15 protein-coding genes, 1 tRNA gene and 1 riboswitch are annotated in these 17,753 nt (G+C 41.5%); of the genes, 10 read left to right on the forward strand and 6 right to left on the reverse strand.

The window, feature by feature from the left end:
* Window positions 1-317: 317 nt before the first annotated feature.
* The gene (locus tag IM676_RS18395; RefSeq protein ID WP_200988214.1) at window positions 318-1,913 is read right to left on the reverse strand and encodes a serine/threonine-protein kinase; all 1,596 of its coding nucleotides are present in this window, start codon (window positions 1,911-1,913) and stop codon (window positions 318-320) included.
* 283 nt (window positions 1,914-2,196) lie between these two features.
* Between IM676_RS18395 and IM676_RS18400 the strand changes: the two genes are divergently transcribed.
* The 7 genes from IM676_RS18400 to IM676_RS18430 all read left to right on the forward strand — a co-directional run bounded on the left by IM676_RS18400 (window position 2,197) and on the right by IM676_RS18430 (window position 9,849).
* Window positions 2,197-3,537: a mechanosensitive ion channel family protein gene (locus IM676_RS18400; RefSeq protein ID WP_225880399.1), complete on the forward strand. Its 1,341-nt coding sequence runs from the start codon at window positions 2,197-2,199 to the stop codon at window positions 3,535-3,537.
* A gap of 99 nt (window positions 3,538-3,636) precedes the next feature.
* Window positions 3,637-4,539, forward strand: coding sequence for a YihY/virulence factor BrkB family protein (locus IM676_RS18405; protein ID WP_200988215.1), 903 nt, complete (start codon window positions 3,637-3,639; stop codon window positions 4,537-4,539).
* Between the two features lie 68 nt (window positions 4,540-4,607).
* Window positions 4,608-5,645 (forward strand): AI-2E family transporter, encoded by a 1,038-nt coding sequence (locus IM676_RS18410; RefSeq protein ID WP_200988216.1) that lies wholly within the window; start codon window positions 4,608-4,610, stop codon window positions 5,643-5,645.
* A 141-nt stretch (window positions 5,646-5,786) separates the two neighbouring features.
* Entirely contained in the window at window positions 5,787-6,842 is a 1,056-nt protein-coding gene (gene fni, locus IM676_RS18415) for a type 2 isopentenyl-diphosphate Delta-isomerase (RefSeq protein WP_200988217.1), read from the forward strand.
* 9 nt (window positions 6,843-6,851) lie between these two features.
* Complete coding sequence (gene sppA / locus IM676_RS18420; RefSeq protein ID WP_200988218.1) at window positions 6,852-8,687, forward strand: signal peptide peptidase SppA; 1,836 nt, start codon at window positions 6,852-6,854, stop codon at window positions 8,685-8,687.
* Window positions 8,688-8,695: 8 nt separating this feature from the next.
* Window positions 8,696-9,139, forward strand: a complete 444-nt coding sequence (gene dtd / locus IM676_RS18425; protein ID WP_200988219.1) for a D-aminoacyl-tRNA deacylase — start codon at window positions 8,696-8,698, stop codon at window positions 9,137-9,139.
* Window positions 9,140-9,630: 491 nt separating this feature from the next.
* Window positions 9,631-9,849 carry a DUF4327 family protein gene (locus IM676_RS18430; RefSeq protein ID WP_200988220.1) on the forward strand — a complete coding sequence of 73 codons (219 nt, stop codon included), beginning with the start codon at window positions 9,631-9,633 and terminating at the stop codon, window positions 9,847-9,849.
* A 42-nt stretch (window positions 9,850-9,891) separates the two neighbouring features.
* On the opposite strand, the gene IM676_RS18435 is transcribed toward IM676_RS18430, so the two are convergent.
* The 3 genes from IM676_RS18435 to IM676_RS18445 form a co-directional block, all read right to left on the reverse strand.
* A complete protein-coding gene (locus IM676_RS18435) occupies window positions 9,892-11,133 on the reverse strand; it encodes an FHA domain-containing serine/threonine-protein kinase (RefSeq protein ID WP_200988221.1) in 1,242 nt (413 codons plus the stop codon).
* A 65-nt stretch (window positions 11,134-11,198) separates the two neighbouring features.
* A complete protein-coding gene (locus tag IM676_RS18440; RefSeq protein ID WP_200988222.1) occupies window positions 11,199-13,118 on the reverse strand; it encodes a serine/threonine phosphatase in 1,920 nt (639 codons plus the stop codon).
* A gap of 90 nt (window positions 13,119-13,208) precedes the next feature.
* Window positions 13,209-13,826 (reverse strand): rRNA large subunit pseudouridine synthase E, encoded by a 618-nt coding sequence (locus IM676_RS18445; protein ID WP_200988223.1) that lies wholly within the window; start codon window positions 13,824-13,826, stop codon window positions 13,209-13,211.
* Between the two features lie 150 nt (window positions 13,827-13,976).
* A riboswitch (TPP riboswitch) is annotated at window positions 13,977-14,073 on the forward strand.
* A gap of 6 nt (window positions 14,074-14,079) precedes the next feature.
* Between IM676_RS18445 and thiC the strand changes: the two genes are divergently transcribed.
* Window positions 14,080-15,453, forward strand: a complete 1,374-nt coding sequence (gene thiC / locus IM676_RS18450; protein WP_200988224.1) for a phosphomethylpyrimidine synthase — start codon at window positions 14,080-14,082, stop codon at window positions 15,451-15,453.
* Between the two features lie 27 nt (window positions 15,454-15,480).
* A complete protein-coding gene (locus tag IM676_RS18455; protein ID WP_225880400.1) occupies window positions 15,481-15,711 on the forward strand; it encodes a PCP reductase family protein in 231 nt (76 codons plus the stop codon).
* A 254-nt stretch (window positions 15,712-15,965) separates the two neighbouring features.
* Here the strand turns inward: IM676_RS18455 and pyrE are convergent, their stop codons facing one another.
* Complete coding sequence (pyrE, locus tag IM676_RS18460; protein WP_200988226.1) at window positions 15,966-16,586, reverse strand: orotate phosphoribosyltransferase; 621 nt, start codon at window positions 16,584-16,586, stop codon at window positions 15,966-15,968.
* A 144-nt stretch (window positions 16,587-16,730) separates the two neighbouring features.
* Window positions 16,731-16,803 (reverse strand) — tRNA-Ile (locus IM676_RS18465).
* 186 nt (window positions 16,804-16,989) lie between these two features.
* Between IM676_RS18465 and IM676_RS18470 the strand changes: the two genes are divergently transcribed.
* On the forward strand, window positions 16,990-17,691 hold the full coding sequence (locus tag IM676_RS18470) for a hypothetical protein (RefSeq protein WP_200988227.1): 702 nt from the start codon (window positions 16,990-16,992) through the stop codon (window positions 17,689-17,691).
* The last annotated feature ends 62 nt before the right edge of the window (window positions 17,692-17,753 follow it).

The following is a 17,753-nucleotide window of genomic DNA, read 5'->3' on the forward strand; positions in this document are numbered from 1 at the left end:
AAGTCTCCATGCGATCAAAAAGAACACCTCTCCTCCAACCCCAACGAAAGCCTCCTGCTGACCTATCAGATGGAAGATGTCCTCGTGGCGCTATTTTATCAATTGTTAGAGGATGTTTATTATTCTTTACCTCACAGTATATAACCAGTAGTAAGTTAATTTCATACTTGAGAGAGATATTCAAACATCGCCAAAAATCACTGGGAACTGTTTTTTAAACGCAAAGGTACGCGGAGGTTTTTTATGAGTTAGATTAATCTTTTATTTGGGCACATTTGTGCTTTTCTTTTTCCAGAACTTCCAAAATACTTTATATTTTATTGGAATCTTGAGATGTTACAGTTTGCAAGTCTGGATGCAAAAGAAAGGATTCTTCCTTCCCCCTCTTCACTATCCCACCATACCGAGCCATAATAAAATACACCCACGGGAAGGTGGCCTTCTGGTGCAGTAATATCAAAAATCATATCTCTGATGAACAACCAATTTATTCCTTTTCTCCATCCTACAGTGTCACCCAAGGCTAGAAAAATTTCCCTATTATAGTCTGTCGTTCCCCCCAAACTTTCATAAATGCGCTTCTGTACAGAAAACCCAAAGCGCCCATTACTATTTTTTAACCACAACTGGTCAATAGTGCGGAGGTCTTGACAAGGAAAATTACTAATACTCTGCTTATCTAACACACCTGGTTTTTTCGGTTTCCCTACAACTGACATTACTTGTCTTGTTTCCGAATCCGCTTCTTTCCACCTTCCCGCAGCGAGTAAATCTTGTAGTCTCCCATAGTCCATACCGACAGATGATATTAGTTCAGGTTTTACGATGGGTTTAGGTTCTGCTATGGTTTGAGTTTCTGGTGTTGGGGTGGGACTATTTCTAAATAGACTTTCCCCTAGTAGAACTATCAGAAATCCTCCCAAAACTAAACCAGCAATTTGTAACCGACCCCGCGGGGGAGATGGTTTGATTATTTGTGTGGGTAGGGATACTTGTGGTTTTCCTAAAGCTACCGTTGGGGGTATTGGAACCGAATTTAAATCTTGTAAAACTTCCTCAGCAGACTGATAACGAAATTGTGCATCTTTGTGTAATAACTTATCTAAAATTTGCCCCAATTCTAGAGTTACTGCTTGCTTGACATAGTTCCGCCATTGTTTCACCCATCCATAACCATCCTCCCGCCATAATTCCCAAGGATGAATCCCTGTTAACAAATGAAAACAAGTTGCACCAATACTATATAAATCACTGGATGGATATACTCTACCATCTTGCATTTGTTCTACAGCAGAATAACCAAATGTCCCGATGTTTGTCCCGGTTTTCACCGTTCCCTGGAGTTGCTTTGATGCGCCAAAGTCAATTAAAATCAGCTTACCGTCACTGCGACGACGCATGATATTTTCTGGTTTAATATCCCGGTGTATAATCTCTTGACTATGAATTACTTGCAGGACTGGTAATACATCCTGTAATAACTCACGGATTTTCGCCTCGTTGAATATACCCTGGTTGGCTAATTCTGTAAGTAAATTTTCCCCTTCTATAAACTGCTGTACTAAATACAAGCGGTTATCCTCCGCGAAGTATGCTAGTAAAGCTGGTATTTGAGGATGTTCACCAAGCTGTTGTAATTGCTGCGCTTCTTGTAAAAATAATGCTGTGGCTTTTTGTAAACCTGCTGTACCTTGGGTTTGGGGTGCAAGTTGTTTAATAACGCACTCTGAGTTTAATTTGTCAATATCTACCGCTAAATAAGTTTTGGCAAATCCTCCACCACCTAAAGGTTTAAGTGGTTGATAGCGCTTTCTCAATACTACCAAGGGAATCCCGCAACTAGGGCAAAATTTCGTATCTTCAGTAACTGAGGGGTTATCACATTCGGGATTAAGACAACATATCTGGGTCATGGCTAGGTATTGTTAGATACGTTTATTATTCTGTACCTCACAGTATAGAACCAGTAAGAGATTAATTTCATACTTGAGAGAGACAAAAATCACTATTGAATGTCAGGCGATCGCTCTGGCTATTGTTAGCAAAATCGGATATATTTGACAAATGGACTAGTGTCACATTTTTAAGCATCTCAAAAATATAAGTAATTAAAAATCATTGATTGTGGGGGAATTACCCCAGAATCAGAGGTAACCCAAGGTAAATTTATTTACTAGCAATATTAGTTGATGAAAGATGATGGCGAGTTTATTTCCGAAAGGTAATAGCAGATTTGGCTCCCGTCAACTCCTAGTGATCCTCATCCTCTTGAGTTTAATATTACCTATACAAACAGGACGAACACAGGAAACCTCCCCCGTACCCGTGATATCCCAGCCATCTGAAGCGGAACAAACCCCCACAACCGGGCTGTTTTTTGCCGACATAGTCGTTAGGGGACAACCCGTGTTTCAAGTGGGTAGCTTAGGAGAACTCAGTGCTGCTCAACGGGCGCAAATTATTAACCGACGCATTGCTAGTATTTTAGTCCGTCGTCAAACTGATAGCCAAGTTTCCCTAGTACCAGATCCCCAGCGTAATATTGCTACATTACAGCTGAATAACCGGGTTTTGATGACTGTAACTCAACAGGATGCTGAAGATTTTAACCTAGATGTGGAAACATTAGGACAATGGTGGGCAAAGCAGTTAAATCAGGCTTTTGAGCAACCCCCACTAGCAATTGATGTTGGGCAAAGACTATTCTCGACTCTGAGGAAGTTTCAGCAAGACACTATCGACAACTTACCCTCTTTTTTAGGAATGCTCTTAGTAGTCATTACTACCGGGTTAATAGCAGCAACCATGCGCCAACTCACCCTTACCGGGGCGCAACATTGGGAAGTAGACCGCAATTCTAAAATCTTAGTTAGTCGTTTAGTATATGGTTTGGTTTGGGTTATAGGGACAATTGTCGCTTTGGGAGTTTTAGGATTAGACTTTGCGACCTTACTGGGAACTTTAGGATTAACCAGTGTAGCTATAGGTTTTAGTCTCAAGGATATACTCAGTAATTATTTTTCCGGTGTTGTCTTGCTGGTATCTCGTCCCTTTCGTTTAGGAGATCAGATAGTTATTCGCGACTTTGAAGGGACTGTTACCCAAATTCAACTACGGGCTACAACTGTAAACACCTATGACGGGCGTGTGGTTTACATTCCCAATCAAGAAGTGTTTAGTGCCATTATTATTAATAATACTGCCTCAGATATTCGCCGTAATTCTATTACCTTTGGTATAGACTATAAAGCAGATATTACCAAGGCTAAGGAAGTCATTAATAATGCTGTTTTGTCACTACCTGAAATTGAAAAAGAACCCAAGCCAGATATTTTAGTCCGTCAATTAGCCCCTAGTACAGTTAATATTGAAGTGCGCTGCTGGGTCAATTCTCGGCGGTTACCATTTTTAGAAGCTACTTCTTTAATGGCTCAAGCAATTAAAGAAGCATTAGCAGCGGCAGAAATTAATATGCCTACAGATATTTACACTTTACAGTTTAGTGATGTTTTAACTATTTCGCAACAAAAACCATAGAAACTAATTACCCATTCTGTTTATCTGTTTCTCCCAGGGGAGACCCCACTAGGTGAATACGGTTCATTTATCTTCCTATTGTTTCAAAATTTAGTGACCATGATGACTTTCAGGAAAATTCGGCGATTACTTGCAGAAATTGCCTCTGAATGGCAAACTAACGAAGTCTCTCTGTTGGCTTCTTCCCTCGCATATTATGCAGTCTTTTCTCTAGCACCACTTTTAGGACTAGTGATTATGATTGTCGGTGCAATTTTCGGGGAAGCTGTGGTTCAAGAAGAGGTAGTTTATCGATTGAGAGAACTTTTTGGTCAGGAGGGCGCAGAATTAATTTCTACTGCTATTGCTAATCTGAAAGTGGATTATAGACAACTAACTTTTACCGTTTTTTTTAATCTGATTTTTTTACTCTTTGGAGCTACTGGGGTATTTACCCAAATTCAAACAGCACTAGATAGAATTTGGGAGGTTAAGCCAGCACCAAGACGTAAGATTTTTCACCTATTGCGCAAACGCTTATTATGTTTTTTAATGGTGCTAGTAATTGCCTTGCTTTTAATATTATTTTTTATAGCCAATGCAATTTTAACAAGTTTAGTGGCATTTTTTAATGAATTATTTCCCGGTTTGGGTTATATATCCCAATTCATTAGTCTATTGATTACTTTTGGAGGCACTACATTAATATTTACAATGATGTATAGTATACTCCCAGATGCCGATATTGCCTGGCGTGATACTATTGTTGGTGCTTTAATCACTTCGGTGCTGTTTTTAGTAGGACAGTATTTCTTTGGACTGTTTCTGAGTCGCACTGATTTTGGATCGGCTTATGGTGTAGCTGGTTCTTTTGTGATTGTGATTACTTGGATTTTTTATGCTGCTCACATTTTGTTTTTAGGAGCGGAATTCACCAAGGTTTACGCGAAACAGCGAGGATCTGCGATTGTTCCTTGTGAATATGCTGTGAAAGTATCCCCAGAAAACCAGGATAATCGGTAATTTCAACCGCCAAACCCAATTATTTGAGATAATTATGAATGTATATTATATCAGAATAACTTAAAATTATGAATGATCATACTATCAAAAGGTTTTGGGAAAAGCTGAATAATACAAAGTTGATTCGCTATCTGTTACTGTTAGCCCTTGGTTGGGCAATTGTACAGTTTTTAGCTTATTTTTCTACGGTCATTGTCATTTTTATCTGTGCTGGAATTTTGGCATTTTTGCTGAATTATCCCGTTAAGTGGTCTGAACGGTTCGTACCACATGGTATCGCAGTTATTGTGGTTTTTTTACTGAGTCTATTTATTTTGGGTGGTTTGATAGCAACTCTGGGTTTTGCTGTCTTATCTCAATTTCAACAATTAGTTGAACAAGCACCTCAATTTATTGAGTATGCTATTTCTCTATTAGATAGCTTACAAAATATCCTGATTAGATTTAATTTTCAAGTTAATTTTGAGTTAATTGAAGAGGAGTTACGTAATCAAATTTTATCAGGTATTGGGACGGGATGGGCAACTTTTCAAGTATTGTTAACTAATTTAATTGATTTAATTTTAATTGCAGTTGTCGCTTTTTTTATGTTGCTAGATGGTGAAAGAGTGTGGCATTTTATGATCAAATTTTTACCGACAAATATTCGCCAGCATCTCACCACTGCTATCCAGCAAAACTTCTTGGGCTTTTTTTGGGGGCGTTTATTACTATCTTTATTTTTTGGAATCTCAGTATTTCTGGTATTTATTTTTCTCCAACTACCTTATGCCTTATTTTTGGCAGCGATCGCCGGAGTGTTTGATTTAATTCCAGGAATTGGCGCTACAATTGGTATTACCCTAGTTGCTCTGATTGTCTTACCTCAAGGCATTTGGTTGAGTCTGCAAGTATTAATCGGTTGTGTGGTTCTACAGCAAATAGAAGAAAATTTACTTATGCCACGCATTATGCAAGGTTCAATCAATATGAATCCAGTTTTCATGTTCCTTGCTCTTTTAGTAGGCGCAAGAGTAGCAGGTTTAGTGGGAATTTTTCTGTCAATTCCTATCGCTGGAGTATTAATTAGTATGTTTAATATTGAAGAAATGCAGGGAGGAAGTTAATGAAGTTTTATTAAGTGTGTTGGTGTTAATCTATTCTCCGGGATGTCTAAAACCTATCAGTAGATATTTCATAGCAAAATCCTGCATTTTCACAACCAAAAACATATAGATAATATAACAAACAAACATCACAGAATCTTAATGAATTCCCCTCACCAAAAACCAGAATACACCCAGTCACGTAAAGCAGATCATATCCGCATCTGTTTAGAAGAAGATGTTCAATTCCACCACGTTACAAGTGGACTAGAAAGTTATAAATTTCATCACTGCTGCTTACCGGAAATCAACCGCGATGATATCGATATCAGTACAACCTTCCTGGGTAAGCGCCTAGGAGCACCTCTGTTAATCTCCTCTATGACTGGAGGAACACAACAAGCTGCAATCATTAACCAACGTCTGGCAAAAGTAGCGCAACAGTATAAAATTGCTATGGGTGTTGGTTCCCAGCGCGTCGCGGTGGAAAAACCCCAAGTGGCTGATACCTTCGCCATCCGCAAGTACGCGCCCGATGTGTTGTTATTTGCTAACTTGGGGGCAGTACAACTCAATTATCACTATGGTTTAGATGAATGTCTTCGGATTATTGATATATTAGAAGCTGATGCTCTAATTTTACACATTAATCCACTGCAAGAGTGTATTCAGCCCAATGGGGATACTAACTTTCGGGGATTACTTGACAAAATCCGCTCTTTATGCAAACAAATAACGGTGCCAGTGATTGCTAAGGAAGTCGGCAATGGCATTTCTGCAACAATGGCCGAAAAACTCTTAGGGGCTGGAGTGGCGGCTATTGATGTGGCTGGTGCGGGTGGTACTTCTTGGGCAAAGGTGGAAAGTGAGCGGGCGGAAAATGCTTTGCAAAAGCGTTTAGGTAAAACATTTGCTGATTGGGGCTTACCTACCGCAGAGTGTATCACCAGTATCCGGGCGATCTATCCTAATGTGCCATTAGTTGCTTCCGGCGGTTTACGTGATGGGCTAGATGTGGCAAAGGCGATCGCCCTAGGAGCAGATATAGCCGGTTTGGCTATGCCCTTCCTGCAAGCGGCGGTAGTATCAGAAGCAGCATTGTATGATTTAGTTAAAGTATTAATAGCGGAAATAAGTACAGTATTATTTTGTACTGGAAACCCAACGTTAAATGAATTACAGAAAACAGGAAGTTTACGTAAAATAACTAACAACTAAACAACTGAAATGCGTAACTTTTTTAAACAAACTTTTGCCAGTTTACTCGGTACAGTCTTGGGGCTGATGATTTTTTTCGGTGTCAGCACAACAGGAATATTAATACTGTTATTTGCAGTTACCTCCTCTAGAGATGCTACTCCACAAGTCAAAGATAACTCCCTTGTGGTTTTCGACCTATCCATGAATATCAGTGATAAACCGCCAAGTTCTGGGGAATTGCTACAACAAGCACTATCAGGGTCAGAAGTACAAAGAATGACCCTGCGCAGTGTTCTGGATACCTTGGAAAAAGCCAGGCTTGATCCCCGCATTGTCGGTATTTATTTAGATGCAAGTCGTACCAGTATCATTAATCCCACCGGCTTTGCTACCCTGCGGGAAATTCGTCAGGCCTTGGAGAAGTTCCGCCAATCAGGGAAAAAGATCGTCGCCTATGGCGTGGGTTTGGGTGAAAAGGAATATTACCTGACTTCAGTAGCAGATGAAATCATACTTAATCCTATGGGCTTCCTCCCAGTCAAGGGTTTGAGCAGCCAACCAGTATTCCTCACAGGGGCTTTAGAAAGGTTCGGGATTGGTGTTCAGGTAGTGCGGGAAGGAAAGTTTAAAGGCGGAATTGAACCATTCACCCTCAGGGAGTTGAGTCCAGAAAACCGCGCACAAATCCAAGAATTATTGGATGATATTTGGCAGGATTGGCGGACTACAGTCGGTTCCAGTCGTCAAATCACTCCTCAACAGTTACAGGCGATCGCAGATACTCAGGTGTTACTCACCGCTAGTGAAGCTAAAGCCAATGGTTTAATAGATCAAGTTGCATACCTGGATGAGGTGGTCACAGACCTGAAGAAAATCACATCCAGTAATCAAACAGAACGCACATTCCCACAAATAAACCTGAGAAACTACGCTCAAGTTTCCGGACAAAATCTTGGTGTCGAACGCAACTCACCTAATAAAATTGCTGTGGTTTATGCTGAAGGTGAAATTGTTGATGGTAGAGGTGAAAATGGGCAAATAGGAGGCGATCGCTTTGCCATAATTCTGAATCAAATCCGTCAAGATGATCATGTCAAGGCCGTAGTATTGCGAATTAATAGCCCTGGAGGTAGCGCCATAGCATCCGAGGTGATACAGCGAGAAGTACAATTGACTCGCCAGGTAAAACCCATTGTAGTTTCCATGGGTAATGTCGCCGCCTCCGGTGGTTACTGGATTGCTAGTGATTCCAGTCGCATTTTTGCCCAATCAAATACAATTACAGGCTCTATTGGCGTGTTTGGCCTGCTGTTAAATGGGCAAAAACTGGCAAACAATAATGGTATAACCTGGGATACCGTCAAAACCGCACGTTATGCCGATATTGAAACAGTGGCGCGCCCCAAATCACCCCAAGAGTTAGAAATTTTTCAGCGCAGTGTTGACCGTATTTATAATGTATTCCTGGAGAGAGTTGTTCAGGGTCGGAATTTACCCCCCGCCAAAGTCGCAGAAATTGCCCAGGGACGAGTTTGGTCAGGAACAGCAGCCCAGGAACTTGGCTTAGTAGATGAAATAGGTGGTTTAAATGCGGCGATTGAATATGCCGCCCAGGAAGCTAAACTAGGTGAGAATTGGCAATTACAAGAATATCCCAAAGCCAGTACCTTGGAAGAACGCTTTTTTGGCAGAGCAGTTCAAGAAATCAGCACTATTTTTCAGATCATGGGAGTATCATTTCAGCCATCTCATCCCCTAATGGCGGAATTACAAAAACTTCAACAAGAATTGTTGGTTCTCCAAAAAATGAATGATCCTCAGGGGGTTTACGCTCGTTTACCCTTTAGTTTTCAGCTTGAATAGGTTTTTCTATGCGTGTTCTCCTCCAGCGGGTTAAATCATCCCAAGTCACCGTTAACGGTAAAATCATTGGCAAAATTGGACTAGGACTCAATTTACTTGTGGGAATTGCTCAGAGGGATACCGAGGCTGAAATCGACTGGATGGTGCGTAAGTGTTTGCAATTACGGCTGTTTCCTCATCCAGAAGATGGCCAGAAATGGCAAAAATCTGTGCAAGACATTGGCGGTGAGTTGCTGGTAATCAGTCAATTCACTCTTTATGGTGACTGTCGTCAAGGTCGCCGCCCCTCTTTTGACCAATCGGCTCATCCCCAATTGGCTCAAGAATTATATGACCGCTTTGTCAGCAAGTTACAAACCAGTGGTCTCAAGGTTGCTACCGGTGAATTTGGTGCGATCATGGCAGTGACTATCGAAAATGACGGACCTGTTACCCTGTTGCTGGAGAAATAACCTTTGTAGCCCCTCAATCGGAAAAACTTAAATTTATATAAATATTTGTAAGAAGTTTGTTAATTTCCAGATGTTTGCGATAGGTTATATAAGGGTCAATTGTCAGTAATCAATTTTTTCCGCCTCATGAGGGGAAAATTATCAAAAACCCCCAAATTCCGTCGTGTTGTTTTAACAGACATACCAACTCTGGTGAGTATAACACTCAAAAAGTTAACAAGTGCCATTAATCTTTTGATGTTATTGATCATCGGGGAGCTAGCTTCCGTAGCATCCCCGATGAATTAGCTCCCGGAATTTTCAGTTATTTAGTGGTGATTACCGTATAAAACCGAATTTTCTCTGTGACTAGTAGAGTCTTTTATGGTATAGTGAAGAGGTTAAGACTAGCTTTACCAAGAACAAGACTCCACGCATCGATGAAAATTGCCAACCGGAAAGCAGTTTTGATTAAGTATTTACCAAACAAAATCACAAATTGAATCGAGGCTATGACTCAGCAAGTCATTCACCCAATGGTGAAATTGCAACGTAAAGTGCAATCACTCATAGAATCTAATATTATCAAACCAACTGATAGCATTTGGAAAATTGCATTGCTCTACGGCGATGACTGGCAGCACTGGAAACGGGAACTGCAAGACTTTGGCTTTAGTATGCAAGATCCAATTGGCGAATTGCTAGCAGTGGAAGCTTGGGACGAGGAATAGATGCTAGATGGGGGGAGTGTTTCTGTGGCTACTCCCCACCTCCTAAACTTGGCAAGCAGCTAATGCTTCAGCCACTTCTCTAGCAGTCTGGTAGCGATCGCGTGGCACGTGCTGCGTGACCCGTTCAATAATTTCTCTAATTTGAGGAGTAATTGTGGAAATTTCTCCCACATCAAATTGGGAGCCTTGTCCTCGGTAACGATAAAACTTAAACGGATTCTCCCCAGTCAGGAGAAAAATCAAAGTAGGACCAATGGCATACAAATCGGATTGAGTTAACGGTTGTCCGCGCTCTTGTTCCGGCGCACAGTATCCCTCGGCACCAATGCGAGTTCCCTGTTGAGTACCAATCTCCTTAACAGCACCAAAATCTAACACCACTACATGATTATTGCAACTTCTTACCATCAGGTTAGCAGGTTTGATATCACGATGTATTAGTGGTGGATTTTGGCTGTGGAGATAGTCTAAAATTTTGCAGGTTTCCATCATCCAGGTAATAGCCTGACTGGGTGCTACCGGACCTCTGGTATATACTCTCTTTTCTAAGTCCTCCCCGTGAACTAACTCCATAGCCAAATATTTTTTACCCCCAACCACAAAAAAGTCGTAATATTTGGGAATCCCTGAATGATCAAGGGATTTGAGAGTATGGGCCTCCCGTTCAAATAATTCTTGGGCTTTGGCAATTTTAGCCATGTCGGCGTTCATTTGCTTTAAAACCAACAATTGTGGTTTTCCTAAAGTCAGACCGCCTCCATCCCAAGCTAAATAAGTAGTACCCATACCTCCCTGTCCCAGAGTTCGCAAAACCTGATATTGACGAATTTTCTGTTTGACTGAAATAGGTTGACCGCAATGAATACAAAATAAATTATTAGGCGAATTACCTTCGTGGTTGCAAGTGGGGGCTAAAACCTTAGCTTCACCACCCGCAGCATATCCCGACAGACTATCTGGGAACTGCTGACCTTGAAATCTTAATATTGGCCCCCCCTGTGCCAGTTGTAATAGAGAATTATCCGCCAAAGAGCACTGACTTACAAGCCGACCATCCACGAAAGTACCATTAGTACCTTGACTAATTACCTGCCAACAGGAAACATGATTATTTTTGGATAACTTAACTTGTCTAAGTTCCAAATGATACCGCGAAACCAAAATATCAGATAAAACCACATCATTATCTTCCGCTCGCCCAATACGAATGACCGAGGGACTTTCAAAGTACCACTCCAGGAGTGGCGTTTTTTGTTGGGGTTCTAACAAAGTCAGAATAACCACAATACAACCTGCATCAGCCTAAAGAATTAGCCATTGGTAATTAATCTACCACTCCCCACATACTTTTAACTGTTCATATTTGGACACACTTTTGCCCGGACAAGTATCACCGTAATATTGTCATGGCCATTGTATTGGTTTGCCAAATCAATTAATTCTCTAACTCCTTGTTCCAGATTAGAGTCAGAATGCAACAGGGGAATTAAGTAATTCTGCCCATAAATTTCCAGGAGATCATTATCTGATAAACCATCCGACACCAGGAGCAAGAGGCTATCTTCAGTAATCGTGAAAAACTTGACATCTGGACTAATGGCATTTTGATTACGCGGCCCCAAGGCTTGAGTCAGCTGGTACGCGTCCGAGCGGCTATAGGCTATACTCGCGTCCACTCCTCGAGAAATCTCTCTTTGACCCACTTCATGATCTATAGTGACTTGTTCTAAACCTCTGTGAAGCGTCAACCGATAGAGGCGACTATCCCCTACATGGGCTACCGCTGCTTGAGTACCTTGAATTAACAGCATAACTAAGGTGGTACCCATGCGCTTGAGTCCCAAACGTAGTTGTTGTTGATTTAACTCATACACCGCTTGATTAGCTAAGTATACAGCTTCACAAATCTCCTCTTCTGTCGGTATTTGGTTAGTCCAATGTTGATCAAAGTAATCCTTGATAGTGTTAACGGCTAACTCACTAGCCACCTCACCCCCCGCATGGCCACCCATCCCATCACAAAGAATATATAAACCACGGAATTCTAGGATTCGTTGGTTTGGCAATTCCAACTCACTGATTTTGGTTTGAATGCCAAAGTAATCCTCATTGCAGTTACGTTTCTTACCTACATCAGTACCAGCTGCATTTTCTAAACTACTCAAAGCCATTGAGGGGAAAACATTTGGCAAATCATAGGATTGTAAAATAGTCGGGGCTACAGTATCTCCTTTTATGGGATCCGCTATTGGGGTGATGGGTGTTTTTAGGTCTGTTATCATCCCCTGTAAATGCGATCGCAACTGCGCCACTGTCTGAATTTTACCTAGTTTTAAATGATCCAAAATCTCTACTAGAGAACCAAAGCAAGTTCGTTGGGACTCTATAAATAGTGCTTGCCAAACTTCCCCCAAAGCTTGGATACTTAAAACCTGCTGAGGAATCGTCAGTGTTTTTCCTGCAACCTGATTTTTGGTTTCATTCAGTGCATCTACATATAACCTCTCTAGTCCCAGTTTGTGGTCAGCATCCAAACGCAAATTGTCTAACTTCAACAAACTTTGACGACAATTCACCACTTCTAACGCCTCCCAGAGTCGGCTCATCTGCTCCAGGTAACGTAAAATCTCTAAGTTAGATGTAGTTTTAACTACCCACAAGTCAAGTAAACACTGCCAATGGGAACGGTCTTCAATGAGTAGCACCTGTATATTATCTTGTTCCCAGACATCATGAATAGCTGGTATACCCAGGTGACTTTGACAGTGCAAGGCAATATAAGCTTGAGCCAGGGGAGAAACTCTATTAATTTCCACTGATGGCATCACCAAGCCCTGTGTCTGATTAGCTAGTATGGACTCAATGGGAGATATTTGATATGGCTGACAGTCCAATACTTTCACCCACATTTGAGCCTTATTTATATCTGAGATTGGTTCTAACAGTTGATAACGCTGTTCTTGGTCTAAATAAGAACCCAATGTCAGATGTGACAATGAGATTCCAGCACCAGGGGATGTTTCTTGATAATTTTCTGCCTTTTCTTCCCTAGGAATGAATTCCCCATCTTCATGTCCCTTCTGGGTAACACTGATAATTGCCTGCCAAACTTTGCCGCATTCTGCACCACAGTTATGACAAAGTTGTTCATTCACAGGTACTTCAGCACTACACTCCGGACAAACCTTGTGAGTCAACGATGCACCACAACTTTGACAGAATTTGTTATAACTAGGGTTTTCAAAGGTACACTGAGGGCAAATGAGCATAATGAAACTTCCTTCATTTCCGTTCCCACCAGAGCAATTACTACCAAAATAACCAAAATAAAATTATAATTTTCCCGGATATTTACGTAATTATATCAGATATTGGCAGATCTGCTGGTGATTTTTGGTCGAATGACGCCAAAACTTCAGTTCTGATGGCATCAAGTCCCGCCACTCACCCAACTGTAGACCATTTAAACTCAGATGGGCTATGCTCACCCTCACCAATCGCAAAGTAGGAAATCCCACCGCCGCAGTCATTCGCCGCACTTGACGGTTCTTGCCCTCAGTCAGTGTCATTTCTAACCAAGCCGTAGGGATATTTTGGCGAAATCTAATTGGCGGATGGCGTTCAGGTAGATCGGGCGGTTCTAACAACAGTCGTACTTTGGCCGGTTGAGTGCGATAATTTTGAATATTTACACCGGTTTCTAACTTGTTAATCGCATCTACATCAGGAACACGCTCCACCTGCACCCAGTAAGTGCGTTCATGTCCAAAGCGAGGATGAGCCAGACGATGTTGTAATTGTCCATCATTGGTTAGTAATAATAAACCTTCACTATCCCAGTCCAAGCGCCCCACAGGATATATATCGGGAACCGGTATATATTCCTTCAATGTACGATGTTTCGGTGTTTCCTGAGTAAACTGGCTGAGAACACCATAAGGTTTGTAAAAAATAATATATCTGTAATGGTTAGCCATAAATGCTCAGATCATATCGGGACTGAAGGACTACAGTATAACCATACTCTTTCTTCTGAGTGCCTTGACCTGTTTCCCCTCCCTGGTACAGTCGATTAAAAGGAATTGTAAACAGTTCCAGCTGTATTCCTAACCAAAATGGTACAATTTAATTCATGCTAGGGGTGCCTGAAAAATCAGGCTGAGATCACACCCTTAACACCTGAGCCTGGTTAATACCAGCGGAGGGAAGCTGTTTATCGAGGAATTCAATATGCGGACAGAATGGGTTGCCAAGCGTCGTGGACAGAGTAATGTCACTCAAATGCACTACGCACGCCAGGGTGTGATTACTGAAGAAATGCACTACGTCGCCCAGCGGGAAAATCTTCCTGCGGATCTCATTCGTGACGAAGTGGCGCGGGGACGGATGATTATCCCTGCTAACATTAATCACACTAACCTAGAACCGATGGCCATTGGCATCGCTTCTAAATGTAAAGTTAACGCTAATATCGGCGCTTCTCCTAACTCTTCCAATCTTCAAGAGGAAGTAGATAAGTTAAATCTAGCTGTGAAATACGGTGCTGATACCGTCATGGACTTGTCCACAGGGGGCGGTAACCTAGATGAAATTCGCACCGCCATTATTAAAGCTTCACCTGTTCCCATTGGCACAGTACCAGTTTACCAAGCTTTAGAAAGTGTCCACGGTACGATTGAAAAGCTCACCGCCGATGACTTTCTCCATGTCATCGAAAAACACGCCCAACAAGGTGTAGATTATCAAACCATCCACGCCGGGATCTTAATTGAACATTTACCTTTAGTCAGAGACCGCATTACTGGTATTGTCTCCCGTGGTGGCGGTATTTTGGCCCGGTGGATGCTACATCACCATAAACAAAACCCTCTGTATACCCACTTCCGCGACATCATCGAGATTTTCAAGAGATATGATGTCTCTTTCAGTTTAGGTGATTCCCTCCGTCCTGGCTGTACTCATGATGCCTCAGATGCGGCACAATTAGCAGAATTGAAAACCCTCGGACAGCTAACCCGCAGAGCTTGGGAAGATAACGTACAAGTCATGGTTGAAGGACCCGGACACGTCCCCATGGATCAAATTGAGTTCAATGTCCGCAAGCAAATGGAAGAGTGTTCCGAAGCTCCTTTCTATGTCTTGGGACCCTTGGTAACAGATATTGCTCCGGGTTATGACCATATTACCTCCGCCATTGGGGCAGCTATGGCTGGCTGGTATGGTACAGCTATGCTCTGTTATGTCACACCTAAAGAACATTTGGGTTTACCCAATGCTGAAGATGTGCGCAATGGTTTGATTGCTTATAAAATCGCCGCTCATGCTGCGGATATTGCTAGACACCGCCCCGGTGCGAGAGACAGAGATGATCAACTTTCTCAAGCCCGTTATAACTTTGATTGGAATCGTCAATTTGAGTTAGCTCTAGACCCGGAAAGAGCCAAAGAATATCACGATGAAACTCTACCAGCAGATATTTATAAAACTGCTGAGTTCTGTTCTATGTGTGGCCCTAAATTCTGCCCCATGCAGACCAAGGTTGATGCTGATGCGTTGACTGAGCTTGAGAAGTTTTTGGCAAAGGAACCTGTAACCCAGGGTTAAGATAATTCTCGTTAATATAGTTACCAGATGGTAACTATATTATTTGGGCATCAATCTCATCTTCATATCAAAATTAAACCCTCACAATCAATGAGTCAACCAATTAAATGGACTGCTGAAGCTGAAACTCAACTGAAAGAAATTCCTTTCTTTGTCCGTCCTTTTGCCCGTAAAAAAATTGAAACTTATGCTCAGGAAAATAGTATATCTCTAATTACTCTGGAAATTTATGAACTGGTTAAAAAACAATTCAACTAAAATTTAAAATTATTTTTTCAAAGGTATTTTTTAAGGTTTTCCGAACTTATTTATAAAGTAAATATTAACGAGTATGTGTTACGGCTATCAAAGAATTCCCAGTTTAGAGAAAATGAAAATTATCCTTAAAGCAGCAAATAATCCCTCGCTTACACGTTAGTATAAGCGACTCTAAAATTTCTGGGTTACTTTATAAATCAACTATTTTTGCTCTTATTTATAGGGAGAGTCGCACCGCGACCCCAACTCCCCCATTAATCAGCTAATTCTTGATATCGTTGTTGGAGATCGGTAATACTAAACACCGCCTGAAAGTTCAACCCCACAGACTGGTAAAACTCAGCCCCTCCTTGTAGTCTATCTACAAGTGAAATTACAGTATCAACTATATAACCAGCATCCCGAAGACGCTCAACGGCTTTCATGGCTGATTTTCCTGTAGTCACCACATCTTCTAAAACTACGACTTTTGCACCCGCGGGTAAATTAGGCCCTTCAATATAAGCCATTGTTCCATGACCTTTGGCTTCTTTGCGAATAATTAGCGCTGGTATGGGGCGATTTTCATAAGCAGAAACTACACTCACAGCTGACACAATCGGGTCTGCACCCAATGTTAAGCCAGCTACAGCTTGGATATCCATCGGTAACATAGATAAGAGAATGCGACCAATAGCTAAACCCCCTTGGGGGTGGAGTGTTACCTGCTTACCATTAATGTAGTATGAACTGCTTTGTCCAGAAGAAAGGATAAAATCACCCTCTTGATAAGCAAGTTGGCAAAATAAATCTAGTAGCTGCTGGTGCAGGGTGGTTAAATCAGCAGTAGATGCACAAATATTTGATTTAGTCAAGGTTACAGTAGTATCCGTCATTACAAAACAGGCACAGTTGTGTTATACCAAAGGTGGAACAGATTAGAGTTCTGAACTAGCATAAGTTAAGATTTACCCAAAGGCAAAAACTTAAGCATATAAAAAATGGCTTTGAATCGAGTCTTGGGTCAGGACTCAAAAAAATCCAGGGTGCAGGAGTTGAACCTGCCTTGGGCGAATTATGAGTTCGCTGCCTCAACCGCTCGGCCAACCCTGGCGGACTTTTATTGTAGCGTAATTTTACCGATTGTGTAAAGTCCAGAATAGTTGATCGGATATTTGATCGGAAATAGTGCAAACTGGTATTGATTAGGTTTTTTTCAGGATTGGGGGAGATATGCAATACTTGCGGTTTGAATACGCTTAGAATAAGGCAGAATTTTGATGCAATAGCTTGTTAGCCATGAAAATAAATTCTACGGCAATTCTCACTGTAACCTTACTAGTCCTGATGCTGGGTGCAGGTTCTGTGAGTGCGTTTTTAGGTTTTGAGATGGGAACCTCAGCCCTCAAAGGTGTAACAACACCAGATGGCCGCCCCACAAAGAAATTCCTTGGCAATACTAATAGGTCTCAACAGTTAGGGGTAGTACTCTTGAAAGAAGATGAGATCCTCAAAACTGTCCAGGCTCGAATTGAGGGTAAAACCAAGGCTGCTAAATCAGAAAAATTAGACGAATATGACCAGGAAACTAAAACTACTAGGCAGAGAAGATCAAAGGAGAAAACCCCGGATGTGGTCGCGGAAAAACTCCAACCGGGATTTCCAGTGGTTGCAGAAAGTCAGGGTGTAACTTTTGCTGTCCAATCTGTTCGCTACTCTGGGGGTGATTTACTAATGAGAGTTAATATGCAAAATAAAGGTGATAATTCTGTCAACTTTTTGTATAGTTTTTTGGACGTTAGGGACGAGCAAGGACGGACACTAAGTGCTAGCACGGAAGGTTTACCATCAGAATTAACTCCTAATAGTCCTATCGCTTCAGGTACAGTGATTATTCCTACAGCATTGCTTGGTGATGTGAATCAGATATCCCTTTATCTGACAGATTATCCGGCTCAACGACTGAAGCTAGAAGTTTTAAATATTCCCGTAGAAAGGTAAATGAGGAGATTGACTGGGGAAGATGATTATTCAATACCTGATATCAAATTCCCGGTACTGAA

Source organism: Anabaenopsis elenkinii CCIBt3563, assembly GCF_015245355.1.
In the GTDB taxonomy this organism is placed as follows: Bacteria; Cyanobacteriota; Cyanobacteriia; order Cyanobacteriales; family Nostocaceae; genus Anabaenopsis; species Anabaenopsis elenkinii.